At 53.8% G+C, this 23068-nt stretch carries 19 protein-coding genes; 5 read left to right on the top strand and 14 right to left on the bottom strand.

Annotation, left to right across the window (positions count from 1 at the left end):
• Nucleotides 1–1387 precede the first annotated feature (1387 nt).
• The 6 genes from HG66A1_RS13160 to HG66A1_RS13135 form a co-directional block, all read right to left on the bottom strand.
• The gene (locus HG66A1_RS13160) at nucleotides 1388–2653 is read right to left on the bottom strand and encodes a DUF5677 domain-containing protein (protein WP_145184442.1); all 1266 of its coding nucleotides are present in this window, start codon (nucleotides 2651–2653) and stop codon (nucleotides 1388–1390) included.
• Between the two features lie 212 nt (nucleotides 2654–2865).
• A complete protein-coding gene (locus tag HG66A1_RS13155) occupies nucleotides 2866–3504 on the bottom strand; it encodes a hypothetical protein (protein WP_145184439.1) in 639 nt (212 codons plus the stop codon).
• A gap of 52 nt (nucleotides 3505–3556) precedes the next feature.
• Nucleotides 3557–3889 (bottom strand): hypothetical protein, encoded by a 333-nt coding sequence (locus HG66A1_RS13150; protein ID WP_145184436.1) that lies wholly within the window; start codon nucleotides 3887–3889, stop codon nucleotides 3557–3559.
• Nucleotides 3890–4022: 133 nt separating this feature from the next.
• Nucleotides 4023–4790, bottom strand: coding sequence for a hypothetical protein (locus HG66A1_RS13145; RefSeq protein ID WP_145184433.1), 768 nt, complete (start codon nucleotides 4788–4790; stop codon nucleotides 4023–4025).
• A 142-nt stretch (nucleotides 4791–4932) separates the two neighbouring features.
• Complete coding sequence (locus tag HG66A1_RS13140) at nucleotides 4933–5379, bottom strand: hypothetical protein (RefSeq protein WP_145184429.1); 447 nt, start codon at nucleotides 5377–5379, stop codon at nucleotides 4933–4935.
• Nucleotides 5380–5434: 55 nt separating this feature from the next.
• Nucleotides 5435–6202, bottom strand: a complete 768-nt coding sequence (locus tag HG66A1_RS13135) for a hypothetical protein (RefSeq protein ID WP_145184426.1) — start codon at nucleotides 6200–6202, stop codon at nucleotides 5435–5437.
• A gap of 252 nt (nucleotides 6203–6454) precedes the next feature.
• On the opposite strand from HG66A1_RS13135, the gene HG66A1_RS13130 reads away from it, so the two are divergent.
• Nucleotides 6455–7504, top strand: a complete 1050-nt coding sequence (locus HG66A1_RS13130) for a hypothetical protein (RefSeq protein ID WP_145184423.1) — start codon at nucleotides 6455–6457, stop codon at nucleotides 7502–7504.
• 175 nt (nucleotides 7505–7679) lie between these two features.
• Nucleotides 7680–8966 (top strand): ankyrin repeat domain-containing protein, encoded by a 1287-nt coding sequence (locus HG66A1_RS13125; protein WP_197997130.1) that lies wholly within the window; start codon nucleotides 7680–7682, stop codon nucleotides 8964–8966.
• Nucleotides 8967–8969: 3 nt separating this feature from the next.
• Here HG66A1_RS13125 and HG66A1_RS13120 read toward each other — a convergent pair whose 3' ends face one another.
• The 8 genes from HG66A1_RS13120 to HG66A1_RS13085 all read right to left on the bottom strand — a co-directional run bounded on the left by HG66A1_RS13120 (nucleotide 8970) and on the right by HG66A1_RS13085 (nucleotide 19925).
• Nucleotides 8970–9290, bottom strand: a complete 321-nt coding sequence (locus HG66A1_RS13120) for a DUF971 domain-containing protein (protein WP_145184417.1) — start codon at nucleotides 9288–9290, stop codon at nucleotides 8970–8972.
• 180 nt (nucleotides 9291–9470) lie between these two features.
• Entirely contained in the window at nucleotides 9471–11375 is a 1905-nt protein-coding gene (locus HG66A1_RS13115; protein ID WP_145184413.1) for a phospholipid carrier-dependent glycosyltransferase, read from the bottom strand.
• 173 nt (nucleotides 11376–11548) lie between these two features.
• A complete protein-coding gene (locus HG66A1_RS13110) occupies nucleotides 11549–11926 on the bottom strand; it encodes a hypothetical protein (RefSeq protein WP_145184410.1) in 378 nt (125 codons plus the stop codon).
• 164 nt (nucleotides 11927–12090) lie between these two features.
• Nucleotides 12091–13542 carry a DUF1501 domain-containing protein gene (locus HG66A1_RS13105; RefSeq protein WP_145184407.1) on the bottom strand — a complete coding sequence of 484 codons (1452 nt, stop codon included), beginning with the start codon at nucleotides 13540–13542 and terminating at the stop codon, nucleotides 12091–12093.
• A 3-nt stretch (nucleotides 13543–13545) separates the two neighbouring features.
• A complete protein-coding gene (locus HG66A1_RS13100; RefSeq protein WP_145184404.1) occupies nucleotides 13546–16752 on the bottom strand; it encodes a DUF1553 domain-containing protein in 3207 nt (1068 codons plus the stop codon).
• Nucleotides 16753–16968: 216 nt separating this feature from the next.
• Nucleotides 16969–18843: an ArnT family glycosyltransferase gene (locus tag HG66A1_RS13095; protein ID WP_197997129.1), complete on the bottom strand. Its 1875-nt coding sequence runs from the start codon at nucleotides 18841–18843 to the stop codon at nucleotides 16969–16971.
• A 134-nt stretch (nucleotides 18844–18977) separates the two neighbouring features.
• Complete coding sequence (locus tag HG66A1_RS13090) at nucleotides 18978–19487, bottom strand: NUDIX hydrolase (RefSeq protein ID WP_145184399.1); 510 nt, start codon at nucleotides 19485–19487, stop codon at nucleotides 18978–18980.
• Between the two features lie 93 nt (nucleotides 19488–19580).
• Nucleotides 19581–19925, bottom strand: a complete 345-nt coding sequence (locus tag HG66A1_RS13085) for an FHA domain-containing protein (protein WP_145040480.1) — start codon at nucleotides 19923–19925, stop codon at nucleotides 19581–19583.
• Nucleotides 19926–20335: 410 nt separating this feature from the next.
• Here HG66A1_RS13085 and HG66A1_RS13080 point away from each other — a divergent pair, with 410 nt between their 5' ends.
• The 3 genes from HG66A1_RS13080 to HG66A1_RS13070 all read left to right on the top strand — a co-directional run bounded on the left by HG66A1_RS13080 (nucleotide 20336) and on the right by HG66A1_RS13070 (nucleotide 22937).
• The gene (locus HG66A1_RS13080) at nucleotides 20336–20791 is read left to right on the top strand and encodes a hypothetical protein (RefSeq protein WP_145184396.1); all 456 of its coding nucleotides are present in this window, start codon (nucleotides 20336–20338) and stop codon (nucleotides 20789–20791) included.
• A gap of 258 nt (nucleotides 20792–21049) precedes the next feature.
• Nucleotides 21050–21634: a glutathione peroxidase gene (locus HG66A1_RS13075; protein WP_145040476.1), complete on the top strand. Its 585-nt coding sequence runs from the start codon at nucleotides 21050–21052 to the stop codon at nucleotides 21632–21634.
• A 133-nt stretch (nucleotides 21635–21767) separates the two neighbouring features.
• The gene (locus HG66A1_RS13070; RefSeq protein WP_145184393.1) at nucleotides 21768–22937 is read left to right on the top strand and encodes an iron-containing alcohol dehydrogenase; all 1170 of its coding nucleotides are present in this window, start codon (nucleotides 21768–21770) and stop codon (nucleotides 22935–22937) included.
• Nucleotides 22938–23068 lie beyond the last annotated feature (131 nt).

The raw sequence follows: 23068 nt of genomic DNA, 5'->3' as shown, positions 1-23068 counted from the left end.
TCGCCACAATCAAACCGCAAGCCACACAACAGACAACGAACAAACCAGCCCTCCATAACCAACTCACATTCCATCAAAAATGCAAGGTGCGGACCCACCTGTCCGCCCACCGCGCAGCACACAACCCAGGCAAACGCACCAGGGCAAACATCACCAGTAGCCGCTGCTCTACCGCCTCTCCGATACTCAGCAACACGGACAACACAAAAGACATCAGCCGCAGGGCCTTAGCCTCGGTTGAAACGTCTCAGGCAGAAACGCGCACATACACAGACACGACCGCCCCCCTGGTTCTCAGAAAAACCAAGAACCAGCGCACGCAACCAGAAATCATACCGATCGGCACAGACCAGGGAAGGGGGATATCGACCAGTACTCAGCAGGCACCAGTTCAATGTAAACAGAAGCCGGTCAGGTCAATTCTTCAGACATCAGGATATGCTGGGAATTGTCAGCACGATGGTAGTCAGCAGAGTGAAAATAACGACAGGCACCAGCCAGTCAGGTCTGTCCTTGAGATATACGGTCATTGAAGCCGGTAGAGAAATGAAAAACAGCACTAGAAATGTCTGGCAGGCTTTCAACAGTGATTCCACAAGATTCTCAGTGAGTCCATCCCAGTAAAACATGAGAGCCCCCCACAACAATCCCAATACAAAAGGATACAAATATTGAAGACGTGAATTCTGTTTCTGAGAACGTTGAATACTTCGAATCAGGAAAGCCAGTATAAACGAAGGAGTGATGACCCACAAAAAAACGACAAATTGCGAGTAAGACATAATGAGCCCCTCGAATCACTGGAACTGGTTTCATCACAGAGCAACGAATCCCGGTACGCACACGGATTTTGCGAATCCGAAAGCAAGACAGTGCCACTCATATTATATCACGAGACGCCCCAGGTTCAGCAACCAGCAATTGCTCCACTCTACATTCCAGCATCATGAATCCACAACCAGCCTTGGATGACAATATTTGGCACACAATAAAGTAGGGGCAGGCCTGTGTGCCTGCCCGCCGATCGAATCACAACCCAGAAAAACGCACCAGGGCAATCATCACAAGTAGCCGCTGCTCTACCGTCCCCCCGATACTCAGCAACACGGGCCACACAAAAGACATTAGCCGCAGGGCCTTAGCCCCGGTTGAAACGTCTCAGGCAGAAACGCGCCGCCTACCCAGAACGACCGGTCCCCCGGTTCTCAGAAAAACCACGCACCAGCGCACGCAACCAGAAATCATACCGGTCGGCATAGACCAGGGAAAGGAGATATCAATTATGACTATTAAGTAGACACCAGTGGGTAGCATTCACGCATGTCGACAATAAAACACTGCCGTTGTACAAAATGTTTAACAACTTCATCCATGGATATAATCATTATTACATTGAATTCGCTTTCTCGTTTAACTCTTGATGAGCAGACAAGAAAGCTTCTCCTACTTCTTTTTCCAACAACAACAGCAACTGGGAAATAACATGAAAATCAAATGATGGAATCAAAGTAAGAATAGCAATAGAAATCTGCACTAAGGATATGCTTGTTGAATGTCCTGCTTCACAAAGACCATATATACTTGGACCAGCCAATAAATATTCATCGTTTGCTAGACCCCAGCCGAGTTTCACAGTGATCCCTTTTGAATTAGCATGAATATTGTGGCTAGCCAGTCTGTAGTAAGGCCTCAAATGATCCAATTTAACTCTAAACTCAATATCAGCGAATGTAGGTGCTTTTTTTGCTAACGCATCAGATGCCCAACCGTATGTACTATTGAAACTTTTCCCATACCTTGTAAGGAGTTCATCTCTCTTCTGCTTTAATTCTTCGAATTCGAGATCAGTAATCTCCTCTACACTCAAACGTTCGCTGTACTCTCGGTATTGTAACGCTGCCTTGTATGATTCTATTTTCTCATGGAGTAAGTATCGCTCGAGTAGATCTTGATCTCCTTGAGATAAAAAGAGTGCCGTGCATACAACTTCATGTAGTGACCTCCACCTAGCATGTGCTCCATCAGCATAACCGTTTCGTAAAAGTAACAGTATCTCTGATGTAATTTGGCAAGATCTTGCATGAAGTCGAACTAAAATGTCGAGTAGTTGTTTTCGATCAGTCGATGAGTCTTCGATGAAATGATCAAAATAATTTTCAACTGACTCAGATGCAATCACAAACAACATCTCAAGTAGTCCTATAGCTTCCCCCCATACTTCTGTGACTTTATTTGAAAATCTATCGCGACATTCCCGCCTTCCTTTCAACATCTCATGAGATTCATTTTTAAGGGATGCAAGAAGGACAGAAGATGTTTCATCAATCAATGACTGAAGATGATCATTCTCAACTTCAAGGATTTCATCTTCGATCTCGTTAGTATTAATTAAGTCATGGATGACCGCATCTATTTTTTCTTCAACTTCTTTTTGATTAGAACAACTAAATTTGTATAAATCGTCGTCATTAAAGTTCAGATCAATTGGTTGGCTACCATCACTTAAGATATATTCGATAAGTTGATCTAGCTGAGCAGTCTTCAGATCCAGCCCTATATCATCTAAACGTTTAGTTAAACCTCTTCTGAGTAGTGCCACTATGAGATTATTCTTTTTCAAGAACTTGTCTAGATACTCTTGTAATCCCAGCATTTTTCAGACTCCAGAAACTAGTCTCTATTTTATCCCGAGAATGAATTAAAGAATTTAACAGAAAACAAATCATACAATCTTTTGGCACATTCCCATTTACCCACGATAGATCTATTAGACCAAGACAAGATTTCTTTCTTAGAAGTTCGCATTTCCGATGTCGTAATAATTAATACTCATTCGGATATAAAATAAAAATACATCAGCCCCCCCTAATCCCCGCTCACCCCCACAAACACATATTCCACCGGCGTCCCCTCCGCATACACCGCGCAGTAAACCGCCTGCCAGCGGGCGCAGTGGTCGTGCAGCGTTCCCGCCGTGACGGCGGTTTCCACAGCGGCTTTCGCGGGCGTGGTGGTACCGAACAGGGTCTGCAGGTCTGCCTCGCTCAGCGGGGTCGCGGCACCCGGCTCCGGGGTGGGGGAGAGATGGTCGATGTCCAGCAGCGAATGCGTGCCGGCTTCCGCGCACTGTTCGAGTAACTCATCAATCGAGGCCGGCGGAGGCGTCTGCGATGGCTGGAGCGTCTCCCGGGCGGCGGAAGCGAAGCCGTGCTGCTCCATTTTGCCGAGCAGCTTCTCGACCGACCGCGTCTGCTTCTCAGTATCTTTCGTATCAAACCCCATGCCGCCCAGCGCCTGGTCCAGGGCCTGACTGATCTTGAGCAGCTTCTGCAAATCCTGCGTCGGCGGCGCACTCTGATTCAACGTTGCATCGTCGAGCCCATCCAGCAGATCCCCCGGCAGCGAATAGTCGCGACGCTCAAACACCGCCTGCCGCAACTGCTGAAACGCCCGCGCCACATCAGACTCATACGCACAATAAGCAACCCAGCCACTCGCCCCCATATTCGTCTCCTTTGCTTGCGTCGTCTAATCCCGAAACACTTCCGCTGTCGCACTACACCACTTCAAAGTCGGCATCTTCATTAAGTAATCTCATCAGTTTTTTCAGACTCGGGCCCCGCACGGCGAACGTAAAATCTCCGGGTCGGTCGTAAGAAGGGGTAACCATAAACACCTCGTAGCCATATTTCGCCAGGCGATTCGGAATGAAGCCCCGCGCGTCTTTGTTCGTGCACCAGGCGTGGATTTCATAACTCTTTTTGGGAGAGATGATCTGGCCGCGACGGATCCGGATGGCCTGTCTTCGGGATTTAAAACCAAAGATATGAATCAACCCAACCACCACGCAGGTGATCACCAGGGCGATGATATACCCGGGACTACTCATAAGCTCGGCCTCAAAAGTAAAAAAGTTTCAAGACGATGGTTTCTGCCATAACAACACAAGTACACATTCGTATCCCAAAACACAACCCAGTCTCGATCAGGGAAGTCCAAGCACCACGCAAAGCGCAATATAGTTACTCAAACCTGCGATTCACCGGACTCAGCAATTCCCGGGGAATCAGTGGCGGAACGGCTTCGGAGGGAATTCCGTGTGCCCGTGCCAGATTGGCCATCCCCAGCCCCCACACGCAGAGTAGTTCATCGTCAGTGCTCACGAAGATACCGCTCCCTTTCGACTGTTTCTGATGTCCCTGGACGATGCTCGCCAGTCCGTCATTCACCGCCGCTGTATCTTGACTGATCAGCGCCTGAAAGACAGCACCATACCCCAGGAAATCCGTCATTTTCGACTTATGACACTGATCCACGAATTTCGGAGTCCATTCCTGCATCTGCTCCTGATCGTGCAACACGAAGGCAAGCAGAGTGTAACCGAGCGTGTAATCAAACGGATGGTCATGTTCGCGCTCCAGTTCAGTGCGTCCGCCGAGATGTGCCGCCAACTGTTCGGCACGATTCATGTCACAGGCCGCCAGCGCATCGAACAACGATTTGTAACAGAGCATTGTCAGATATGAACCGTCAATGGGCTCTCCTTTGTCCGAACGTGCGAACATCTCAATCCTGATTTTGACCGCTTCTGAAAGTTGAGATTGAAACGAAGCGATGTCGTGGTTCAGAAAATAATCGGCGATCGCAAAGAAACGCAAGCCGCTGGCCAGCGTGCTGCTGCAACTGCCGTTCCAGTCCTTTTTGGGATCGGCTGCATTTGCCCGTACGATTTCCCGATTCTCACTACGCAGTTCAACGAGCATCGGTAAGCGGTCTGCCAGTCCGGCCATAGTCTCTTCCGTTCGATTGATCTCTGTAATTCAAATTAAGTACGGGTTCTGTGCGCCCATTCTGATCAATAGTCATGCCCCAGGACAAGCTCACGGTTCATCCCCCGGCATCGCCCGCAGTTCCCACGTCAGTCGTAGCTGCTCATAAGCCTGGCCTCTGCTGCAAGAGTTCTCGAAACTGCTTGAGTACAGGCAACATAATTTTCTGCGGTTCGAAGAACGGGACAATTTCGCGAAATTCCAGCAGCTCTTTCATATCGGCAAAAACGCCAGGCACCGGAAGGCTGAGCCCCCGAATGTGGACTTCCAGCTGATCTACAAGTTTCAGACAGGCCACGACATCCTCGGGATCCTGCAGGCAGTCATCCAGTTCCAGGTCGATACAGCCCGGAGCCTGAAACAGACCATTCCGCTCTGACTCCCAGCGGTCAAATAACCGGTTCACATTGCGGGGCAGTTCCGCCGCACCCAGTCGGTCGCGTTCCCCCAGTCGGTCGCGTTCATAGAGCAGCCCCTCATAAACGCACCTGACTTTCGAGTCGTGCAACCGCAGCTGTTGTCCCTGAAATTCGATAACTGAGTGACCCATGTTGTGACTTATTCTAGAATGATTCTCAGACAGGTTGAACAACGTTTGATAACAGTTACTCCAACCTGCGATTCACCGGACTCAACAATTCCCGGGGAATCAGTGGCGGAACGGCTTCGGACGGAATTCCGTGTGCCCGCGCCAGATTGGCCAGCCCCAGCCCCCACACGCAGAGTAGTTCATCGTCAGTGCTCACGAAGATGCCGCTCCCTTTCGACTGTTTCTGATGTCCCTGGACGATGTTCGCCAGTCCGTCATTCACGCCCGCTGTATCTCGACTGATGAGCGCCTGAAAGACAGCACCATACCCCAGGAAATCCGTCATTTTCGACTTATGACACTGATCCACGAATTTCGGAGTCCATTCCTGCATCTGCTCCTGATCGCGCAACACGAAGGCACGCAGAGTGTAACCGAGCGTATAATCAAACGGATGGTCATGTTCGCGCTCCAGTTCAACGCGTCGGCCGAGATGTGCCGCCAACTGTTTGGCACGATTCATGTCACAGGCCGCCAGGGCATCGAACAACGATTTGTAACAGAGCATTGTCAGATAAGAACCGTCAATGGGCTCTCCTTTGTCCGAACGGGCGAACATCTCAATCCTGATTTCGACCGCCTCTGAAAGTTGAGATTGAAACGAAGCGATGTCGTGCTTCAGAAAATAATCGGCGATCGCAAAGAAGCGCAAGTCGCTGGCCAACGTGCTGCTGCAACTGCCATTCCAGTCCTTTTTCTGATCGGCTGCGTTTGCCCGTACGATGTCCCGATCCTCACTAAGCAGTTCAACGAGCATCGGTAAGCGGTCTGCCAGTCCGGCCATAGTCTCTTCCGTTCGATTGATCTCTGTAATTTAAATTAAGTACGGATTCTGTGTGCCCATTCTGATCAATAGTCATGGTCCAGGACAAGCTCACGGTTCATCCCCCGGCATCACCCGCGGTTCCCATCGCAGGGCTCCCGTTGTGATTTCAGATTCGAAGGTTTACGGCTTTATTTCGACACATAACCTATAGTACACTATCCGATAGCGCGATGCTATCGCGTTCCACTCAACCAGTGAAGGGAGACGCCGATGAACCTGTTACCTGCACTCCGCGGCTGTTGTCTGTTCGCCTGCCTCTGGTCTGGTATGCTGCTGACCTCAGCTCAGACCGCGGAGCCGAAAACGCAAACAGCGCCCCCTGTGCAACAACAGTGGCACACGCTGGTGGAACGCATGATTCAACAACGCCTGCAGCTGCAAGCGGGGCATTTCCAGGCGACGACGCGCATTTCCTTTCCCAAAACGCAACCGGAAGAAGCCACAATTCTCTTTGACGCAGAGTGCTGGTTTGCCGACCGGTTCCAGAAAGTCCGCTTTGATCAGACAGTCAAACAGCCGCTGTTGCGATACGAAGAGAAACCGGAGATTCAAACCTCACTATCAACGTGGATCCGCACGCCGGAGATGAGCATTCACACCGAAAGGAATCGAACCAGCGTACGCATTTATGAGCCGGACGCGCACCCGGGCGGCTATTATTCCCCATTCGATGTCCGCGTGCTGGGACTGGTTAAAACTGCGGAACTGATGCAGACCCAAACCCGTAAACGTCGAGAACACTTTTTCCTTCCCGATCTCGTAGAATGGTTAAAGCAATATCAAGCGGAACAGATCGAGTCCACCGCCGCGGGTCTCACGGAAGTCACCCTGAACAAGAACAACCCAAAAGACACTAAGCTCATTCTGCAATTCGACCCGGCACAAGGATACACGCCCGTCAGTTACCGCTTCTTTATTAAGTCGGGCATGCCCCCGCAATTTAAGTCCACCCCCGTCATTGAGAACAAGGTCACCTGGCAGAAACGTTCAAAAGTCTGGGTGCCGGTGCAGTATGAATCCACCAATCGCTGGATCGATCATCACGTCACCATGCGATTGAAATGGCTTAAAGTCAACCAGAAAATCCCTGCCGCCACCTTCACTATTGATGCGCTGGACCTCCCGCAAGGCCTGCCTGTCACAACGGATGACGGCGAGAAGGGGATCATCGAAACGCAGATCATCGACCATCGCAACGGCCAGAATAAACTGATCCGCGGCGGCTCGTTTATCTCGGACGAGGAACTTGAGAAGCCCTAGCAGACCGCCGTATAATGCTGCCTCCCGGCGCTCCTGATTCCTTAACGAGATCCCCGTGATTCTGATGCAATTTCCACTCGCTTTACTTTGCTTACGAACCGCGAACGCCTGCCTGGTGTCGTGTCTGCTGATGTGTCTTACCGGATGTGCAGATCCCCCACAGGAGCCTCAACAGGTGCAGCAACCACAGGCAGCCGTACTGGAATTTCATCAGATCGTCAAACAGGGAACACCGGACGAGATCCGACAGCAACTGCAGAGCGGCGTCGATATCAATGCCCCCGGACACGTTGGCGAAACCGCATTGATGGTCGCACTGGAAGCTAAGGACCTTGAGAAAACCAGACTGCTGCTGGAGCAGGGGGCCGACCCCGAACTGGCTGATGACTTCAATAACACGGCCCTCCGCCGCGCCGTGCAGGAAGAGTTCGTCGAAGGGGTCCGTCTGTTGCTGGACCGGGGCGTGGATCGGGGCTATCACCCCAAATACCCGCTCAAGGTCATTCGCTACACGCAGGAGCCCATCGACTTCTCACAGCTCAAAATGCCCAAAGAACTCGAAGGCCAGATGACCAGAGAAGAATGGCAGCAGTCACTGAAAGAGACACTGGGGCCAGAGGCGGAAGAGAGTTCCGAACAGGAAATCGAACCTTATCTCTACCCGGTCATTGAAGATGTTTACAATCTCGAAATCCTGGACCTCTTCCTGGCAGCCGGCGACAACCTGAGCCAGACCTCTAAGGAAATGAAACGGCACCTGCTCAAGCTGGATGATTCAGCAGAATTTCGCGCCACTCCCGCAGACTACCAGCAGTGGAAAGTGCCCCGCTTCGGCGCAACCAATCCCCAGCGAATGAACAACCCGTTCTGGGACGACATGATTCGCTCCGGCAAGAACGCCTATCTCGCACGCGAACACTTCAAAGATAAAAAAGACTTTAATAAACCGGGAGCCGTCTGGTGTTTTGACCGCTTCGGCTCATCCCTGACGAAACTGCCCGATGGCCGCTACGTGCAGGTCGGCGGTGAGCACGAAGATTATTACGATCCGGACTTTTACATTTACAATGATGTCGTGGTCCACGACGGCCAGGGAAACTTTGAAATCTATGGTTACCCCCAAGCGGTCTTCCCTCCCACCGACTTCCACTCGGCCACCCTGGTCAAAGACGAAATCTACCTCATCGGCTGTCTGGGATATTCGGAACAGCGCGTGACAGGTCAGACGCCCGTTTACCGCCTCAAGACAGACACCTGGCAGATTGAAAAACTGGAGACCACAGGGACAAACCCCGGCTGGATCTTTCGGCACCGCGCCAACTACGATCCACAGCGGAATGTCATCCGCGTGGAGGGGGGCACTCAGCAACTCGCGACCCCGGCTGAAGAGACAGATCAAGTGGAGAATCCAGACGTCTACGAACTCGATTTAACCACCCTGAAATGGCAGAAGCAGGACTGAGGCCTACTCAACCACTTCACCCAGCTGACGCAGGTGCTCGAAGGTAAACAGGCCCGTGTTGTGGCCATCGCTGAAGGTGATGCGGTAGGCGTAGTTTCCCGCCAGTGCCATGCGGTCGATCTTGAGCGGTGCCAGTTCGGTCGGGGCCAGAATTGTCAGCTGCTGGGGAGCGTGTTCGGCCGCCTTGCGTTCATTGCGACACATCACACAGGGGCAAGCCTTACGCAGGTCAGAGACAGCATAGCGTTTCCGCTGTCCGTCGCTCCAGGTGATGAGCAGCGTCTGGTCGTCGAGGCGTTTGAGTTCGGTCGGGGTCAGTTCCATGGGTCTCTATCGGTGTCCTGTTGCAGGCATTTTTTCAAGCATGTTTGCCTGTCGCCTGCGTGCTGATCTGGTAAGTTCTCAGCCCCAAAGGGCCAGCCGACAGTATAACCACCCCGCAGTCCGGATGAGAGTGTACGGGAGCACGCGAGCGAAGATTAAGTGGATTCCACCAGTCTACCGTCAGCGCTGCCCCGGCTCGTCTTCCTCTGCCTGCGATTGTGCTTTGACTCGTTGCTCGTACTCTTTCCGCATTTCGATGCTGACCTGAATCACCGTCTCGAGGGCCTGCCGGGCTTCGGGGCTCTGCAGGTCAAACAGGAACATGGAGTAACCGACCCGCTTCAGGGGAATCAGCGAACGAAAATCCTGATAAGGGTCTTTCCCGGAATACAGACCTTGCAGATAGTTGGCCGAGATCACAAGATACTTCCAATCTTCAGGATTGGTCGGCATCCGCTCCCGCATATTGAAGGCTTTAATCCCATACGATTCCGGCAACGCGGTGCCAAAATAGCAGATCAGACAACGTTCCCGGTCTGCGGGGGAAAGTTCCTCCAGGGCCGCTCTGGCCGCGGGCAGATCCTGTCCCCAGTCCAGATTGGAATCGAGCAGGTACTGATAGCCCGACTCGGGACCGCCGGCGAGTCGATTGAAATACGACAGGTAGTGTGGCCTGACAGTCTGCAGCGCAATAATCTGAAACAGGATACAACCGCCACAAAACAGGTAGAGCACTGCTTTCTTCTTCTGCAGCCAGGGCCAGATCTGATCGACGGTAAACAGAATCAACAGCGGATAGAAAATCAGCAGGTAACGTTGCCCCAGATTCAATCGGCTCATCAACGCCAGTGTTAGCAGTACCGCTCCCGCCAGCAACCAGACACAGGGCGCGTGTGGCGTAGGCGCGGTCTCTGAGGTTTCGTCTTCAGTGGAGGGCGCTTCGGTCTGATCCCGGGCTAAAATGGGCAGCAGATTTTTCCTGGCAGGCTGCCACAAAAAGGGAATCAGAATCAGTGTCAGCACGGTGAAGACCAGTTCGACCGGCGTGCTTTTCCAGAGCCAGACCAGCAGGAAATAATACCACCACCCATCCAGAGAGACCTCGCCGTGGAGATACGCCGGGTGTCCCTCCGAGTTGTGTTCGATCTGATGCAGAATGCCCCACAGGGGAGCCGGACTTTGGAGCTCGCGGTGAGCAAGTTCCATGATCTTCTGCGCCGTAGTGCCGCGGCCGAGAATGCGGATCCAGGGTGAATCGTCCTGCGTGCGGGCATAGGGAACCGCTTTCAACGGTCCCGCGAAAGCGAACAGATGAAAGGCCCAGGTGAATGGAATCATCAGCAACAAAAACAGCGTAAATACAACAATCACACGCTGACACAACTTCCACAGCTGTGACGGGGAAACCCCCTTAAGCTGCTGCTGTGCTGCCGCCAGGATGACCACAACCAGCACGCATGGCAGTAGAAAAATACCCGAGTACTTGGCGGAAATCGCCAGTGCTACCGTCAATGCTACCCAGAACAGGGTACGGATCAGCGGGCGTTTCCAGTAGCCGGTCAAAGCCGCCAGGGCGAGCAGTGCCATCAGCGTAAAACAGGAGTCCGTCGTGGCCAGAGAAAAATGAGCCAGCATCACTGGCGAGAACACCAGCAGAGCCGCCCCCAGTAATCCGGCCAGGTATCCCCGACGTCGATACAGCCACAGATATACTACGAGCATGCTGGAAATACCGACCAGCAGAGCATTCATCAATCGGGCCCGGTTGATCAGCGGAGGATCGGTCAGTTCCCCCTTCCAGATAAAGGCGCGCGAAACGCCACCGGTGGCCCAGACTGCCGGATAGTAATTCAACAGAATCGGCAGCGGTGCCACTCCCTTGCGAGGCAGACGCTGATCCAGTTCCCCCTGATGTACTGTCTGCAGGGCTGCACTCAGGTAAAACGTCTCGTCAAAAGTCGGGCTTTTCACCGTGCGAAAGGCACCAGTCTGTACGAGGATCAACAGGGAGAAGAACAGGGGAGTTCCCCAGACGAGAATCCGCATGCTCATACTGTTGGCTGGTCGAGAAACGGGAGCTGTCATCGTCTTTGGTGCGGCAATATCAGGGAGGCAAAATCATGAAACGGTGATCATTCTGCCATCTTAATCGCCCCCGGGGGCAATTCCTATTAGATTCTTGCCAGTTTCACCGATTTGCAGAGCTGGTAGACGCCCGTCTCCCCGGACGTATCCACAACGCATCGATAGTACCGATTTTACCGGATTGGATCCGCCTTCCGAGGCAGCCTGGGGGCAACGCTTTTGATGTCGCTTTCCACCTGGGATGACTGGAGCGGGACGATGTAATATTTCATCCCGTTAATCTGCTGCTCTTTCCAGCCCGGAGGAATCGTAGCTGGAGGAGTCACGTTCTGCTGCAAATCTCGCAACTGCACCTGGGGATATGTCGGCATGATCGTCTGCGGGCGGGTCCCTTCCAGTTGCTCAACCCGCTGCTCCAGTTGTTCGATGCGTTTCAGCAGAGCCTGCACTTTGTCCTGTTCCGACTCCGCCTCAGGCGCACTCCACAAGCTGTTGGAAACCAGACTGACGACAACCAGCACGATCAACAGAGGAACAGACCAGCGTTTCATCTCTTGAACTCCTTGTCAGATAGTGAATTGCGATGCAGCGTCCCGGCAGAGCCGGCGACGGTCTCACTCAATGACGCATGTCGGCACAGTCAAGTTCCCGCATTTTTCAGAATCGGCTGACTGAGGCTTGGACTCCAGCTGATTATTGATGGAGCAGCAAGAGGTTAACTCAACAGAGGCTGTGCCACGTTTCCGTGCACGTCGGTCAGGCGGTAGTCGCGGCCCTGGAATTTGAACGTCAGTTTTTTGTGATCGATCCCCAGGCAGTGCAGGATCGTCGCATTCAAGTCATGCACGGGCAGCGGGTTTTCGGTGATGTTATAACTGAAGTCGTCGGTCGCCCCGTAGGTCATCCCGGGTTTCATTCCGCCGCCCGCAGCCCAGACTGTGAAACACCGCGGGTGATGATCGCGGCCATAATTCGACGCGGTGAGCGTTCCCTGGCAGTAAACGGTCCGACCAAATTCTCCCGCCCAGACCACCAGCGTGTCATCCAGCATGCCCCGTTGTTTGAGATCAAGAATCAACGCCGCCGTCGCCTGGTCGGTCTCTCCGGTCAGCTGCTTAATCTTACTGGGCAGGTTGAGATGATGATCCCAGCCCCGGTGATATAGTTGAATGAACCGCACGCCCCGTTCTGCCAGACGCCGGGCCAGCAGACAGTTCGCGGCGTACGTGCCCGGTTGTTTCGCCTGTTCTCCGTAGAGGTCAAAGGTCTCGGCTGATTCCTGCGACAGATCGGCCAGTTCCGGAACCGAAGTCTGCATCCGAAACGCAAGTTCGTACTGGGAGATGCGGGTCGCGATTTCGGGATCACCTTTTTCCTCCAGCGCGATCCGATTCAGCGTTCCCAGTTCATCCAGCATCTCGCGTCGCAGCTCGGAGTCGATCCCCGGCGGATTCGAGAGAAACAGCACCGGATCACTGGAACGTCGGAACTTCACTCCCTGATGTTTCGTGGGCAGAAACCCGCTCCCCCAGAGACGATCATACAGAGGCTGTCCGCCGGCTCCTGAAGTCAACGCCACAAACGTCGGCAGATCCCGGTTCTCGCTCCCCAGTCCATATGATATCCACGACCCCATACTGGGGCGTCCCGCCTGAATACTGCCGGTCTGCAGAAACGTAATCGCGGGATCGTGGTTGATGGCTTCGGTGAACAGCGATTTGACCACGCAGATCTCGTCGGCAATTTTCGCGGTGTGCGGCAGCAGTTCGCTCATCCAGGTGCCGGACTCTCCCAGCTGGGCGAACTTGAACATCGACGCAGCGATCGGAAAGCTCTTCTGGCCGGAGGTCATCCCCGTCAGCCGCTGGCCCTGGCGGATCGAATCTGGGAGTTCTGTCTTGTGAAACTTCTTCAGGCCCGGTTTATAGTCGAACAGATCGAGCTGCGAAGGTGCCCCCGACTGACTCAGGTAGATCACCCGTTTCGCCCGTGCCGGAAAGTGCAGACCGCTGGTAACAGTCGGCTTTGGTTCAGCCGCCCGCAGATTTTCTGCCTGTGATTCCTGAAGCAGCGTCGCGAGTGCCGCCAGCCCCACACCGGCGGTATTCTGGCGCAGAAATGACCGGCGATTGACCTGCATTGTCAGTTGATCTGTCATGTTCTGCATTGGTTATTCCCTGTTAATGGTCTCGTCCAGGTTTAATATCAGACTGGCAATCACCGTGTAAGCGGCGTGCTCCGCGGGATCGTACTGAATCGCCGACCGCGACTCACCCACGTCGAGGAACTTCCGCGCCGCTTCAGGCTGCGCTGCAAAACGGCTGTGGTAACGCTCCCATCCTTTAAGAAAGATATCCAGCTCGCGGTCGCTCGGCTCACGCGCCAGCACAACCCGCATCGCGAAACGAATCCGTTCCGCCGGCGTCTGGACTTTTAGTTTGAGCATCCGCTCGGCCAGCTTGCGGGACGCCTCGACATAGGTCACATCATTGAGCAGCGCGAGAGCCTGCAGCGGCGTATTGGTCCGCGAACGTTTGACGATGCAGGTCTCCCGGGACGGCGCATCGAAGGTCGCCATCGTCGGGGGAGGCACGGTGCGTTTCCAGTAGGTATACATACTCCGGCGATACAGTTCGGCTCCGGTACCCGGTTCATAGACCTGACTGGCGATCTCCTTCCAGACTCCTTGAGGTTGATAGGGTTTGACCGAAGGCCCACCGATCTCGGGACGAAGCAGACCGGAGACAGACAGTGCCTGATCGCGAATCATCTCCGCAGGCAGACGCAACCGGGCCGCCCGCGCCAGTAACTGATTCTCGGGATCCGCTTTCAACAAAGCAGGCGAGACATGCGATGACTGCCGGTAGGTCGCGGATGTGACGATCAGCTTCTGCAGCCGTTTTACATCCCAGCCCGTGCGAATGAACTCGGTCGCCAGCCAGTCGAGCAGTTCGGGATGCGTTGGCCAGGAACCCTGTGAACCGAAGTCTTCGGTCGTCTTGACCAGGCCGTTCCCGAAATACATCTGCCAGTAGCGGTTCACGATCACCCGGGCCGTCAACGGATTCGCCGGATCGACGAGCCAGCGGGCCAGCCCCAGTCGATTGCGGGGAAGGTCGGCGGACAACGTTCCCAGGCTGGCCGGAATGTCGGCAGAGACCTGTTCGCCCGGTTTGTCGTATTCGCCTCGCATGAGCACAAAGGTGGGCTGCATTTCATCCTGCTCCCGCATCACCATGCTGGTTGGCAGACGACGTTCCAAGGCGAACTGTTTTTCTTTCAGAGACCGCAAATTAAAGAAAGCGAGACGGTACTCCGTCGGCGCCCGATACGTCATGAAATAGCGTGACACTTTCAGCTGCTGGCCTGCACTTCGTTTGCCGACAGGAATCTTCAGAATTTCGGGGACCGACTCTCGCACCAGGTCGAGGGTCACCCAGTCTGGAGTCAGCTGCGTTCGGTAGATTCGGAAATCGTCAATCAGCCCGCGAAAGTAATCGCGATCGTGATAGGCACCGAACACAAACGGCGCAGGAAACGCGAACCCGCCGGTCAGATAATCGAGTTTGACCTCCAGTTCCTGTGGCGCTCCATTGACATACAGCTGGAAGTCGCCTGCCTGCGAATTCCCGGCATAGGTGAGAACCACATGCGACCAACGGTTCAGTTTGAGCTTGTCGCGGGCTGCCAATAATACCGCATCGTCGAGCCAGCGTGGCCCCACGTTGATCTGCAGCCGTCCATCTTCGAGAAAGATCCGAAAGCCGCTCTCGTCCTGCTTCGGTGTCAGTGATGCCAGAATCGTTCCGTCTGGCTGAGCAGGGTTGACCTGAAATACGACCGAGAACGGGTCTTTGTCGCTCAAAATCGGCTTCGCGTCTCCTTTCAAATGGACCGGCTTTTGACCATCCAGTTTGATCCCCTGTGGCTCTCTCAACTCTTTAACTTCATGCTGTTCGGTGCCATTGAGTTTCAGCGCCTGTCCTTCTGCAGTCGGCTCGTATTGGGCCTGACTGGTCGATCCATCCCGCTCGTATCTCTCCACATCACTCGAAGCATTCGTCCGGTTCGCATAGTAATCCATCTGCTGCTTACCAATGACCTGCAGCTTCAGTTCGCCGTTAAAGTCAATCCGGTAGGCCAGGTGCTGCTGCGGATATTTGAGCTCCAGGTCGGCTGAAGGCTGCTTCGCCTCCCACTGGTTCTGCAGACGCTTCAACTCTGGCTCTGCGGACTTGAGCTTCCGTTCCAGTCCGCTGATCTGCTGTTTCAATGCTTCCAGCTCCTGCTGTTGGGCAGCAGTCGGTGCTTTCACGAAGGGGGCCGCATTGCCGTATTTGATCACTCGCCCCCGCTCAGGAATGTTATTGAAAAACGCGATCAGTTGGTAAAACTCTTTCTGCGAAACAGGATCGTACTTGTGCTCGTGACAGCGCGCGCATCCCACCGTCAGTCCCAGCCAGACCGTCCCCGTGGTCTCAACCCGGTCGACCGCGTATTCCAGCAGGTATTCATCAAAGATGATTCCCCCCTCGGAATTGGCCCGATGATTCCGATTGAAACCGGTGGCAACCAGTTGATCCAGCGTAGGGTTCGGCAGCAGATCGCCGGCCAGTTGTTCGATGGTAAACTGATCGAAAGGCTTATTGCTGTTGAATGCATTGATCACCCATTCCCGCCAGCGCCACATATGCCGTTCCCCGTCGGTCTGATAACCGCTGGTATCAGCAAAGCGGGCTGCATCGAGCCACTCCAGCGCCATCCGCTCGCCATAATGGGGTGATGCCAGCAGACGATCCACCAGGCGTTCGTAAGCATCGGGAGACTCATCCTGAAAAAACGTGTCCTGCTCTGCCAGAGCAGGGGGTAGACCGGTCAGATCCAGACTCAGTCGGCGGAGCAGCGTCGATCGATCGGCTGCGAGAGAGGGTTTCAACCCCTCTGCTTCCAGTCGCGCCAGCACAAACGCATCGATGGGATTACGGACCCAAGCCTGCTGCCTGACCTGGGGAATCTCGGGGCGTCGGGGTGGAATAAAGGCCCAGTGTTTCTGCCAGCGGGCACCCGCATCGATCCAGCGTTTGATGATATCGATCTGGTCTGCTGTGATCTGCTTCTCAGACGACGGTGGAGGCATCACCAGTTCCAGGTCAGTCGTCAGGAGTCGTTTGAATAATTCACTCTCAGCCGCATTTCCGGGAACCACCACTCCCGGGTCAGCCTTGGTTCCCAACAGACCGCTCTCCTGATCGAGCCGCAGGTCAGCCTGGCGTTGAGAGGCATCGGGGCCGTGACACTGAAAACAGAGATCAGAAAGGATCGGCCGCATATCACGGTTAAACTCGATCTCGCCTCCGCAAACAGAGGACGGGCTCATTAGTAAGAATCCGAGCAGGCCCGCAGCGCAAACCAGTCCCGGCAATCGCAGTCTTATCACAGCAGTCCCCACTTTGGTTAGAACAGGAGGCGAACCACAGTCTCAGCGACATATTAAGATTCGTTTATTCTAACAGGTGACCACAGCCGGAACCATAGTCTCAACAAAAGTCGAGAGGATCGATCTCACCAGAACAGGCATATAGAGAAAACCGCTCTATTTTTCCTGCTGCTCGTCCTCGTATTTCTGATAGATTTTCAGACAATGCTTCAAAGCCTGTTTTGCTTCCGGACTCTGCAGATCAAAGACGTAAATCGAATAATTGGCCATCTTGAATGGTTCCAGCTTCCGGAACTCAGCACAGGGATCCTCCCCGTGAGCATACAGTCCCTGCAGATGATTCGCCGAGATAATCATGTATTTCCACTGATCTGGATCAGCATCCAGATTGGCATGAAGCGGGGCTGCTTTAATCCCGAATGCATCCGGTCGAGCGGTCCCGAAGTAGTAAATCAATGAGTTCTTCTGATCTTCGAGAGGCAGTTCGTCCATAATTTTCTTGAGCGCAGGCAGATCCTGCCCCCAGTCAAGGTTTGAATCCAGCAGGTATTTGTGCCCCGCTTGAGGCCCGCCTATTCCATCATTGAAGTAGGACAGATAATTGGGTTGAACCGAAACAATCGACTGCACCTGAAAACCGATCAAGGCCACCGACACTGTCACCAGCAGGCCCAGTTTCCCTTCGAACCAGCGCCACATCTGATCGATGCTGAACATAAACAGCAGGGGATAGAGGAGCAGCAGGTATCGTTGTCCCAGATTCAAGCGGCTGGTCAACGACATCCCCATAAAGACCACCACAGCCAGCACCCAGATCAGCGGCGCATGGCTCGTCGGTGCACTGACATCGGTCTGCTGCTCTTCCTCTGGAAGTTCAGAAACAGGAGCGGGAACGGGCCTCACCAGCCGTTTCAGATCGCCCCACAGAAAGGGGAGCAGGCACAGGCTGATCACCGTTAACAGCAGTTCCACGGGTGTACTTTTCCAGAGCCAGGCCAGGGGGAAGAAATACCACCAGCCACTCTTGGAGAGTTCCCCCATCAGATAGGCATCATGGCCTGCCTCGTTATGCTGGAACTGAAACAACACACCCGCAAAGGGAGCAGGCCGTTTAATATCATTGTGCGCGATTTCCATAATCTTCTGAGCCGTCGGGCCCCGACCGAGCAGCTTGACCCAGGGAGAGTAATCGGGGGTTTCGGCATAAGGCACGTTTTTCAAAGGTCCCGTGAACGAGAACAAATGCAGCGCCCAGGTCAGCGGAACGAACATGAGCAGAAACATCCCAAAGACCAGTGTGACCCGTTTCGCCAGAGACCAGACCGCCGCCTTGGAAAATGAGGTCCATTTCTGCAGAGCGACCAGACCAACAATCAACAAGGTACAGGGCAGCAACAGAATCCCCGAGTACTTCGCCGAGATGGCCACTGAAACCGCCAGAGCAACCCAGAACAGATTCCAGCCACCGGGCTGTTTCCAGTAACGGACCAGTGTCGCCAGTGCAAGCAGCGCCATCAGCGTAAAGCAGGCATCTGTCGTGGCCAGGGAAAAGTGAGCTTCCATCGTCGGGGAAAAGGTAACCAGCGCGCCTCCCAGCAGGGCCGCCAGGTAACCCCGGCGTCGGTACAGCCAGCAGTACACCACCAACATCGTTGGAATTCCCACCAGAATCGAATTGAGTCCGCGGGCGCGTCGGATCAATGCAGGATCACTGACTTCACCTTCCCAGGGATTCTCACGCAGGCTGCCTTCCTCATTCCAGACGACCGGCAGATAATCCAGCATGATCGGCAGCGGCGCAACGCCTTCCCCACTGATCCGTGTGTCCAGAAACCCCTGGTGAACCGTCTTCAGAGCGGTGCTCAGATAGTAGGTTTCATCAAAGGTTGCACTTTTGGAATTGCGAAACGCAGCGGTCTGCTGCAGGATCAGCCCGGCCAGCAGCAAGGGAGTTCCCCAGATCAGAAGGAGTCCCACCACAGTGTTCGTACCCACCACAGTGTTCGTAGAGAGGGCTGGTTTTGAGCTCATAATTGATCGCATTTAGACAAGGAGAAAGGGAATCAGCCTGAATAATACTTCGCTGGTCACGAAAAGCATACCTCACGTTGAAGGTTTCCTGCCATGTCCCCCGCTGAACTTCCCGCAGGTTTCCGTGCAGACGCTCAATCCCGGTAGCAGGCCCGGTACCAGCGAAAAAGCTGCCTGAAAGGGGGCGTGAAACCTTCCGCGTTTTCCTCCAGCATACGTTCGATGTCGGCCATACTGAAAAATTCCGCGCGTTCAATCTCAACCGGATCAAACATGAAGGGGCCATCGGAAACGGTGCGAAACAGTACCGTATGCTCATAAGCGTTATGGGGTGTTCCGGGGAATTTCGCCAGTCGCTCCAGGGGCGTCGTGATGCCGATCTCCTCCTGCATCTCACGTCGAGCCGACTCGGCATAATCCTCGCCGGCACTCAGATGACCGGAAGCAGAAGAGGTGTAGGTCAGTGGGTACTCGTCTTTGGTCGCGGCGCGATACTGCAACAGCAGTTCTCCGCGGGAATTGAAGACAAAAATATTTGCGGCACGATGCAGGAGCTTGCGGGCGTGGACGACGGAACGGGGCAGTTGTTCCAAGACCCGGTCGTCGGCATCGACAACATCAAACAGTTCTTCAGAGTGAGACATGGCTGTTTCGATTTCTCAGTAGAAATTCAACGTGCAGGAATCGATTCCACTACACTGTCAGCCAGGGGAGAGGTCCGCCTTCAGGCGGAATTGTTAAACTGGATTCTCGGAGAAATAGCTCTCTTCGAAACTTTCCTGACCTTCGCCATCATAGTAACTGATGACATAGTTGGCCATTCCGATGGTCAGAATATCGCCCGGGTAGAGGGGTGCTTCATGCACGGTTTCCGAGTTCACGATCGTACCATTGGTCGATTCCAGGTCACGTACGCGAACGGAGTTGTTCAGGAAGGTCAATTCACACTGCTGGCGGCTCATCATCGGATCCAGCACACGCAGATCACAATTGTTACTTCTTCCCATTACAACGGGTAACTCATCAACACTGACCTCGATATCCGGTAAATCGGGATGATCACTGATAAGATGAATTTTCATTAAAGGAACCTTCTTACGCTCAGGCGAAACACGGTCCAAAGTGTTGGCTCAACAATGTTTGCCTTCAGGGGCGGGTGTGTAGGGGGCAGGTGTCTTGGGGGATTGTATTAGTTTTGTGGGCTCACCTTACATACGTGAGCTCTTATGCGTAATTCTACAATTTCCATTCTACGCATGCAATGGGAAACAGGAAAAAGATCATAAAATCTGAATTTCCCTCAGAATTCCACAAATCTGCGGTTCCCCTAATAGCGTGGAATCTGGGCTCTGCGCTCACTTTCTTCGAGGATGAGCATGTTTTCGCTGAAATCAACAACATCTGAATCTGCTGTGATGATAAAATTCGATTGGGCCATCTAGTTTCAACATCCAGAGCGCAGCATCCTCCCGCGAAAGGTTAACCGACAACAATGAGCAACTTTGTTGGTGCATTCATCCTGTTTCAGACTACCATCGAGGGAAAGCCTCACTGGCTGGTCCACTGGAACTACGAACGTCAGGAATTCATGCTCCCCGGAGAACGGAAGCGTCCCTACGAAACCTTTCAGCATTGCCTGATTTCCGAACTGGAAAAATCTTTCGAACTGGCTCCCTTCGAAGACTTTATCATCGCCAGGGAACCACTGGCCCATCTCGCCTTCACCCTCAAACCGGATGCAGACAATACCTCTGAACACTATATCGTGGAACTGTTCGACTTCCAGGAACTCAATAGCTCGGCCCGCGAGCAACTCGAGAAAGACCTCCGCAACCGCTGGGTGAATGAACTCGAAATCGAAGCCAGCAGCACCAACGATGACTTCCCCATTTCGGAACTGCTGGGCACCCTCTACCACAAAGCCAACCTCGCCAACCGTCTCTCCTGAAGCCGTTATTCTCCCTAATCCACCAGCTGTCCGCTTCAAATAAATCAGCTTCCCACCTGCAATACCTGCAGGAAACACTTCTGTGCAATTGATTCTACTCAGGCATCAATGTAATATTTGAGTAAGGTTATCATTCTGATTCGATAACACTGGAGGGATCGTAGTGTTCTCGCATGAGGCGACGAAAAGCATCCTGTGTCTGTTTTATTAACTTACGAGCCGTGCACATTGCCCGGATCCCAAATGAGGGAGAGATTGATGAGAAGCCTCACGACCATGACCCTGCTGGCAAGCATGCTGGCACTGACCTGTTCCACTCTGATTGCCGGTCAGGATGATAAGAAATCCGTTCCCCCCGTACTCGATCGCACCATGAAGTCCCTGGAAGGCAAAGACGTTGATCTGAGCAAGTACAAGGGCAAAGTTCTGCTGATCGTCAACACCGCCAGCAAATGCGGTGCGACTCCCCAGTACAAAGACCTGCAGTCGCTGCACGAAAAATACAAAGACAAAGGTCTGGTTGTCCTCGGTTTCCCCTGCAACCAGTTCGGTGCCCAGGAGCCCGGAACCTCGGTTCAGATTTCTGAATTCTGCACCAAGAACTACGGCGTCACCTTCGACATGTTCAACAAGATTGACGTCAACGGTAAAGACGCTGACCCGCTCTACAAGTATCTGACCTCTCAGAACACCAAGCCGAAATCCTCCGGTCCTATCAGCTGGAACTTTGAAAAGTTCGTGATCGGCCGTGACGGCGATATCGCTGCCCGCTTCCCGACTCGCACCAATCCGCAGTCCAAAGAAGTCGTCTCAACGATCGAAGCAGAACTGCAGCAGAAGTAACACACCGTAGTTCATACGGTCCCGGGGATACACTCCTTTCAGTGTATCCCTTTTTTTATGTCTTGTCCCACGAGTGAAGTGTCACCAACGCAAGCCACGGGCTGAATTTTTCTCTAATAACAAAGACAGCGCCATGCACTACGATTTCTTTGCTCCCCCGCAGATTCATTTTGGCTGGGATCGTTTCCAGGAAGCAGGCACACTGGCCGCATCCCTGGGCAGTCGGGCACTGATTATCTCCGGCTCACGTTCCCTGGAAACCAACGGCGTTCTGGACGAATTGAAATCGCTGCTCTCCCGCGCGGGCATCTCCAGCGAACACATCCGTACGATTTCGCATGAACCCGAAGTAACCGATGTCGACCAGGTCACGAACATCCTCCAGCACCATACCCAGGGAGCAGGGGACTTTCTGATCGGCATCGGCGGCGGTTCCGGCATCGACCTCGCCAAAGCGTGTGCCGCGATGATCACCAACCGGGAAAGCGAAACCGTCCTCGATTACCTCGAAGGGGTCGGGCAGGGGCTGCAACTCAAAGCAAAACCGCTCCCTTTAATGGCCATTCCCACTACGGCAGGCACAGGCAGCGAAGCCACCAAGAACGCAGTCATCTCCAGCTACGCCCCCACTTTCAAGAAGAGCCTGCGTTCCCCCGAGATGATTCCCGATATCATCCTCTGTGATCCGAAGCTGGCCTGTTCGGTACCCCCCGAAATCACCGCCCGCACCGGCATGGATGCCATCACCCAGTTACTGGAAAGCTACATCTCCTGCCGGGCCCAACCCATCCCCCAGGCACTCAGCCTGCAGGGTCTGAAGCTGGCCATCCCCGCCTTGCCGCAAGCTGTCGCGGATGGCAACTCCCGCACGGGTCGCGAGAGCATGGCTCACGCCGCTCTGCTGTCCGGCATCGCACTCGCCAACTCCGGACTGGGCATGGCACACGGCGTCGCCCCCGCCCTGGGAACCCATTGTCGCATTCCACACGGACTCGCCTGTGCCGTCATGCTCCCCTCGACGCTCAAAGCCAACCGCAGTGTCTGTGAAATGCAGTACGCAGAAATCGCCCGCCACCTCGATCCCGGACTCTCCCTCTCGGATGCCGACGCCGCCGATTCCCTGATTCAGCAAATCGAAGCCTTAAACGCCAGTATCGGCATTCCTGCGACACTCTCAGAGCTGGGCGTCACCAGCGAACAGATTCCCACACTCGTCGCTGATTCCCGGGGCAACAGCATGCGGGGCAATCCGCGCGAAATTTCCGACGACGAACTGACCGGTATCCTGCAGGATCTTCTGTAAGATTACTGAGGCTTCTTGAATAATCCGCTCTGTGAATTGGACTGTGCGCGCTCATTTCAATCTGCCTGCTGATAGGTTAAACTGGGCCTGTTAACTGATACTTTACTCGCAAGTCTGCCTCCGGAGATACC

Origin of the sequence: Gimesia chilikensis (genome assembly GCF_007744075.1) — a bacterium.
GTDB classification, from domain to species: domain Bacteria; phylum Planctomycetota; class Planctomycetia; order Planctomycetales; family Planctomycetaceae; genus Gimesia; species Gimesia chilikensis_A.
The sequence above is the reverse complement of the archived record's forward strand: the minus strand, read 5'-3'. Positions and strand labels throughout refer to the sequence as shown.

Coding starts and splice junctions, on each gene's coding strand:
- HG66A1_RS13160 (WP_145184442.1), bottom strand. CDS start 2,653: ATGCTGGGATTACAAGAGTATCTAGACAAGTTCTTGAAAAAGAATAAT.
- HG66A1_RS13155 (WP_145184439.1), bottom strand. CDS start 3,504: ATGGGGGCGAGTGGCTGGGTTGCTTATTGTGCGTATGAGTCTGATGTG.
- HG66A1_RS13150 (WP_145184436.1), bottom strand. CDS start 3,889: ATGAGTAGTCCCGGGTATATCATCGCCCTGGTGATCACCTGCGTGGTG.
- HG66A1_RS13145 (WP_145184433.1), bottom strand. CDS start 4,790: ATGGCCGGACTGGCAGACCGCTTACCGATGCTCGTTGAACTGCGTAGT.
- HG66A1_RS13140 (WP_145184429.1), bottom strand. CDS start 5,379: ATGGGTCACTCAGTTATCGAATTTCAGGGACAACAGCTGCGGTTGCAC.
- HG66A1_RS13135 (WP_145184426.1), bottom strand. CDS start 6,202: ATGGCCGGACTGGCAGACCGCTTACCGATGCTCGTTGAACTGCTTAGT.
- HG66A1_RS13130 (WP_145184423.1), top strand. CDS start 6,455: ATGAACCTGTTACCTGCACTCCGCGGCTGTTGTCTGTTCGCCTGCCTC.
- HG66A1_RS13120 (WP_145184417.1), bottom strand. CDS start 9,290: ATGGAACTGACCCCGACCGAACTCAAACGCCTCGACGACCAGACGCTG.
- HG66A1_RS13115 (WP_145184413.1), bottom strand. CDS start 11,375: ATGACAGCTCCCGTTTCTCGACCAGCCAACAGTATGAGCATGCGGATT.
- HG66A1_RS13110 (WP_145184410.1), bottom strand. CDS start 11,926: ATGAAACGCTGGTCTGTTCCTCTGTTGATCGTGCTGGTTGTCGTCAGT.
- HG66A1_RS13105 (WP_145184407.1), bottom strand. CDS start 13,542: ATGCAGAACATGACAGATCAACTGACAATGCAGGTCAATCGCCGGTCA.
- HG66A1_RS13100 (WP_145184404.1), bottom strand. CDS start 16,752: ATGAGCCCGTCCTCTGTTTGCGGAGGCGAGATCGAGTTTAACCGTGAT.
- HG66A1_RS13095 (WP_197997129.1), bottom strand. CDS start 18,843: ATGAGCTCAAAACCAGCCCTCTCTACGAACACTGTGGTGGGTACGAAC.
- HG66A1_RS13090 (WP_145184399.1), bottom strand. CDS start 19,487: ATGTCTCACTCTGAAGAACTGTTTGATGTTGTCGATGCCGACGACCGG.
- HG66A1_RS13085 (WP_145040480.1), bottom strand. CDS start 19,925: ATGAAAATTCATCTTATCAGTGATCATCCCGATTTACCGGATATCGAG.
- HG66A1_RS13080 (WP_145184396.1), top strand. CDS start 20,336: ATGAGCAACTTTGTTGGTGCATTCATCCTGTTTCAGACTACCATCGAG.
- HG66A1_RS13075 (WP_145040476.1), top strand. CDS start 21,050: ATGAGAAGCCTCACGACCATGACCCTGCTGGCAAGCATGCTGGCACTG.
- HG66A1_RS13070 (WP_145184393.1), top strand. CDS start 21,768: ATGCACTACGATTTCTTTGCTCCCCCGCAGATTCATTTTGGCTGGGAT.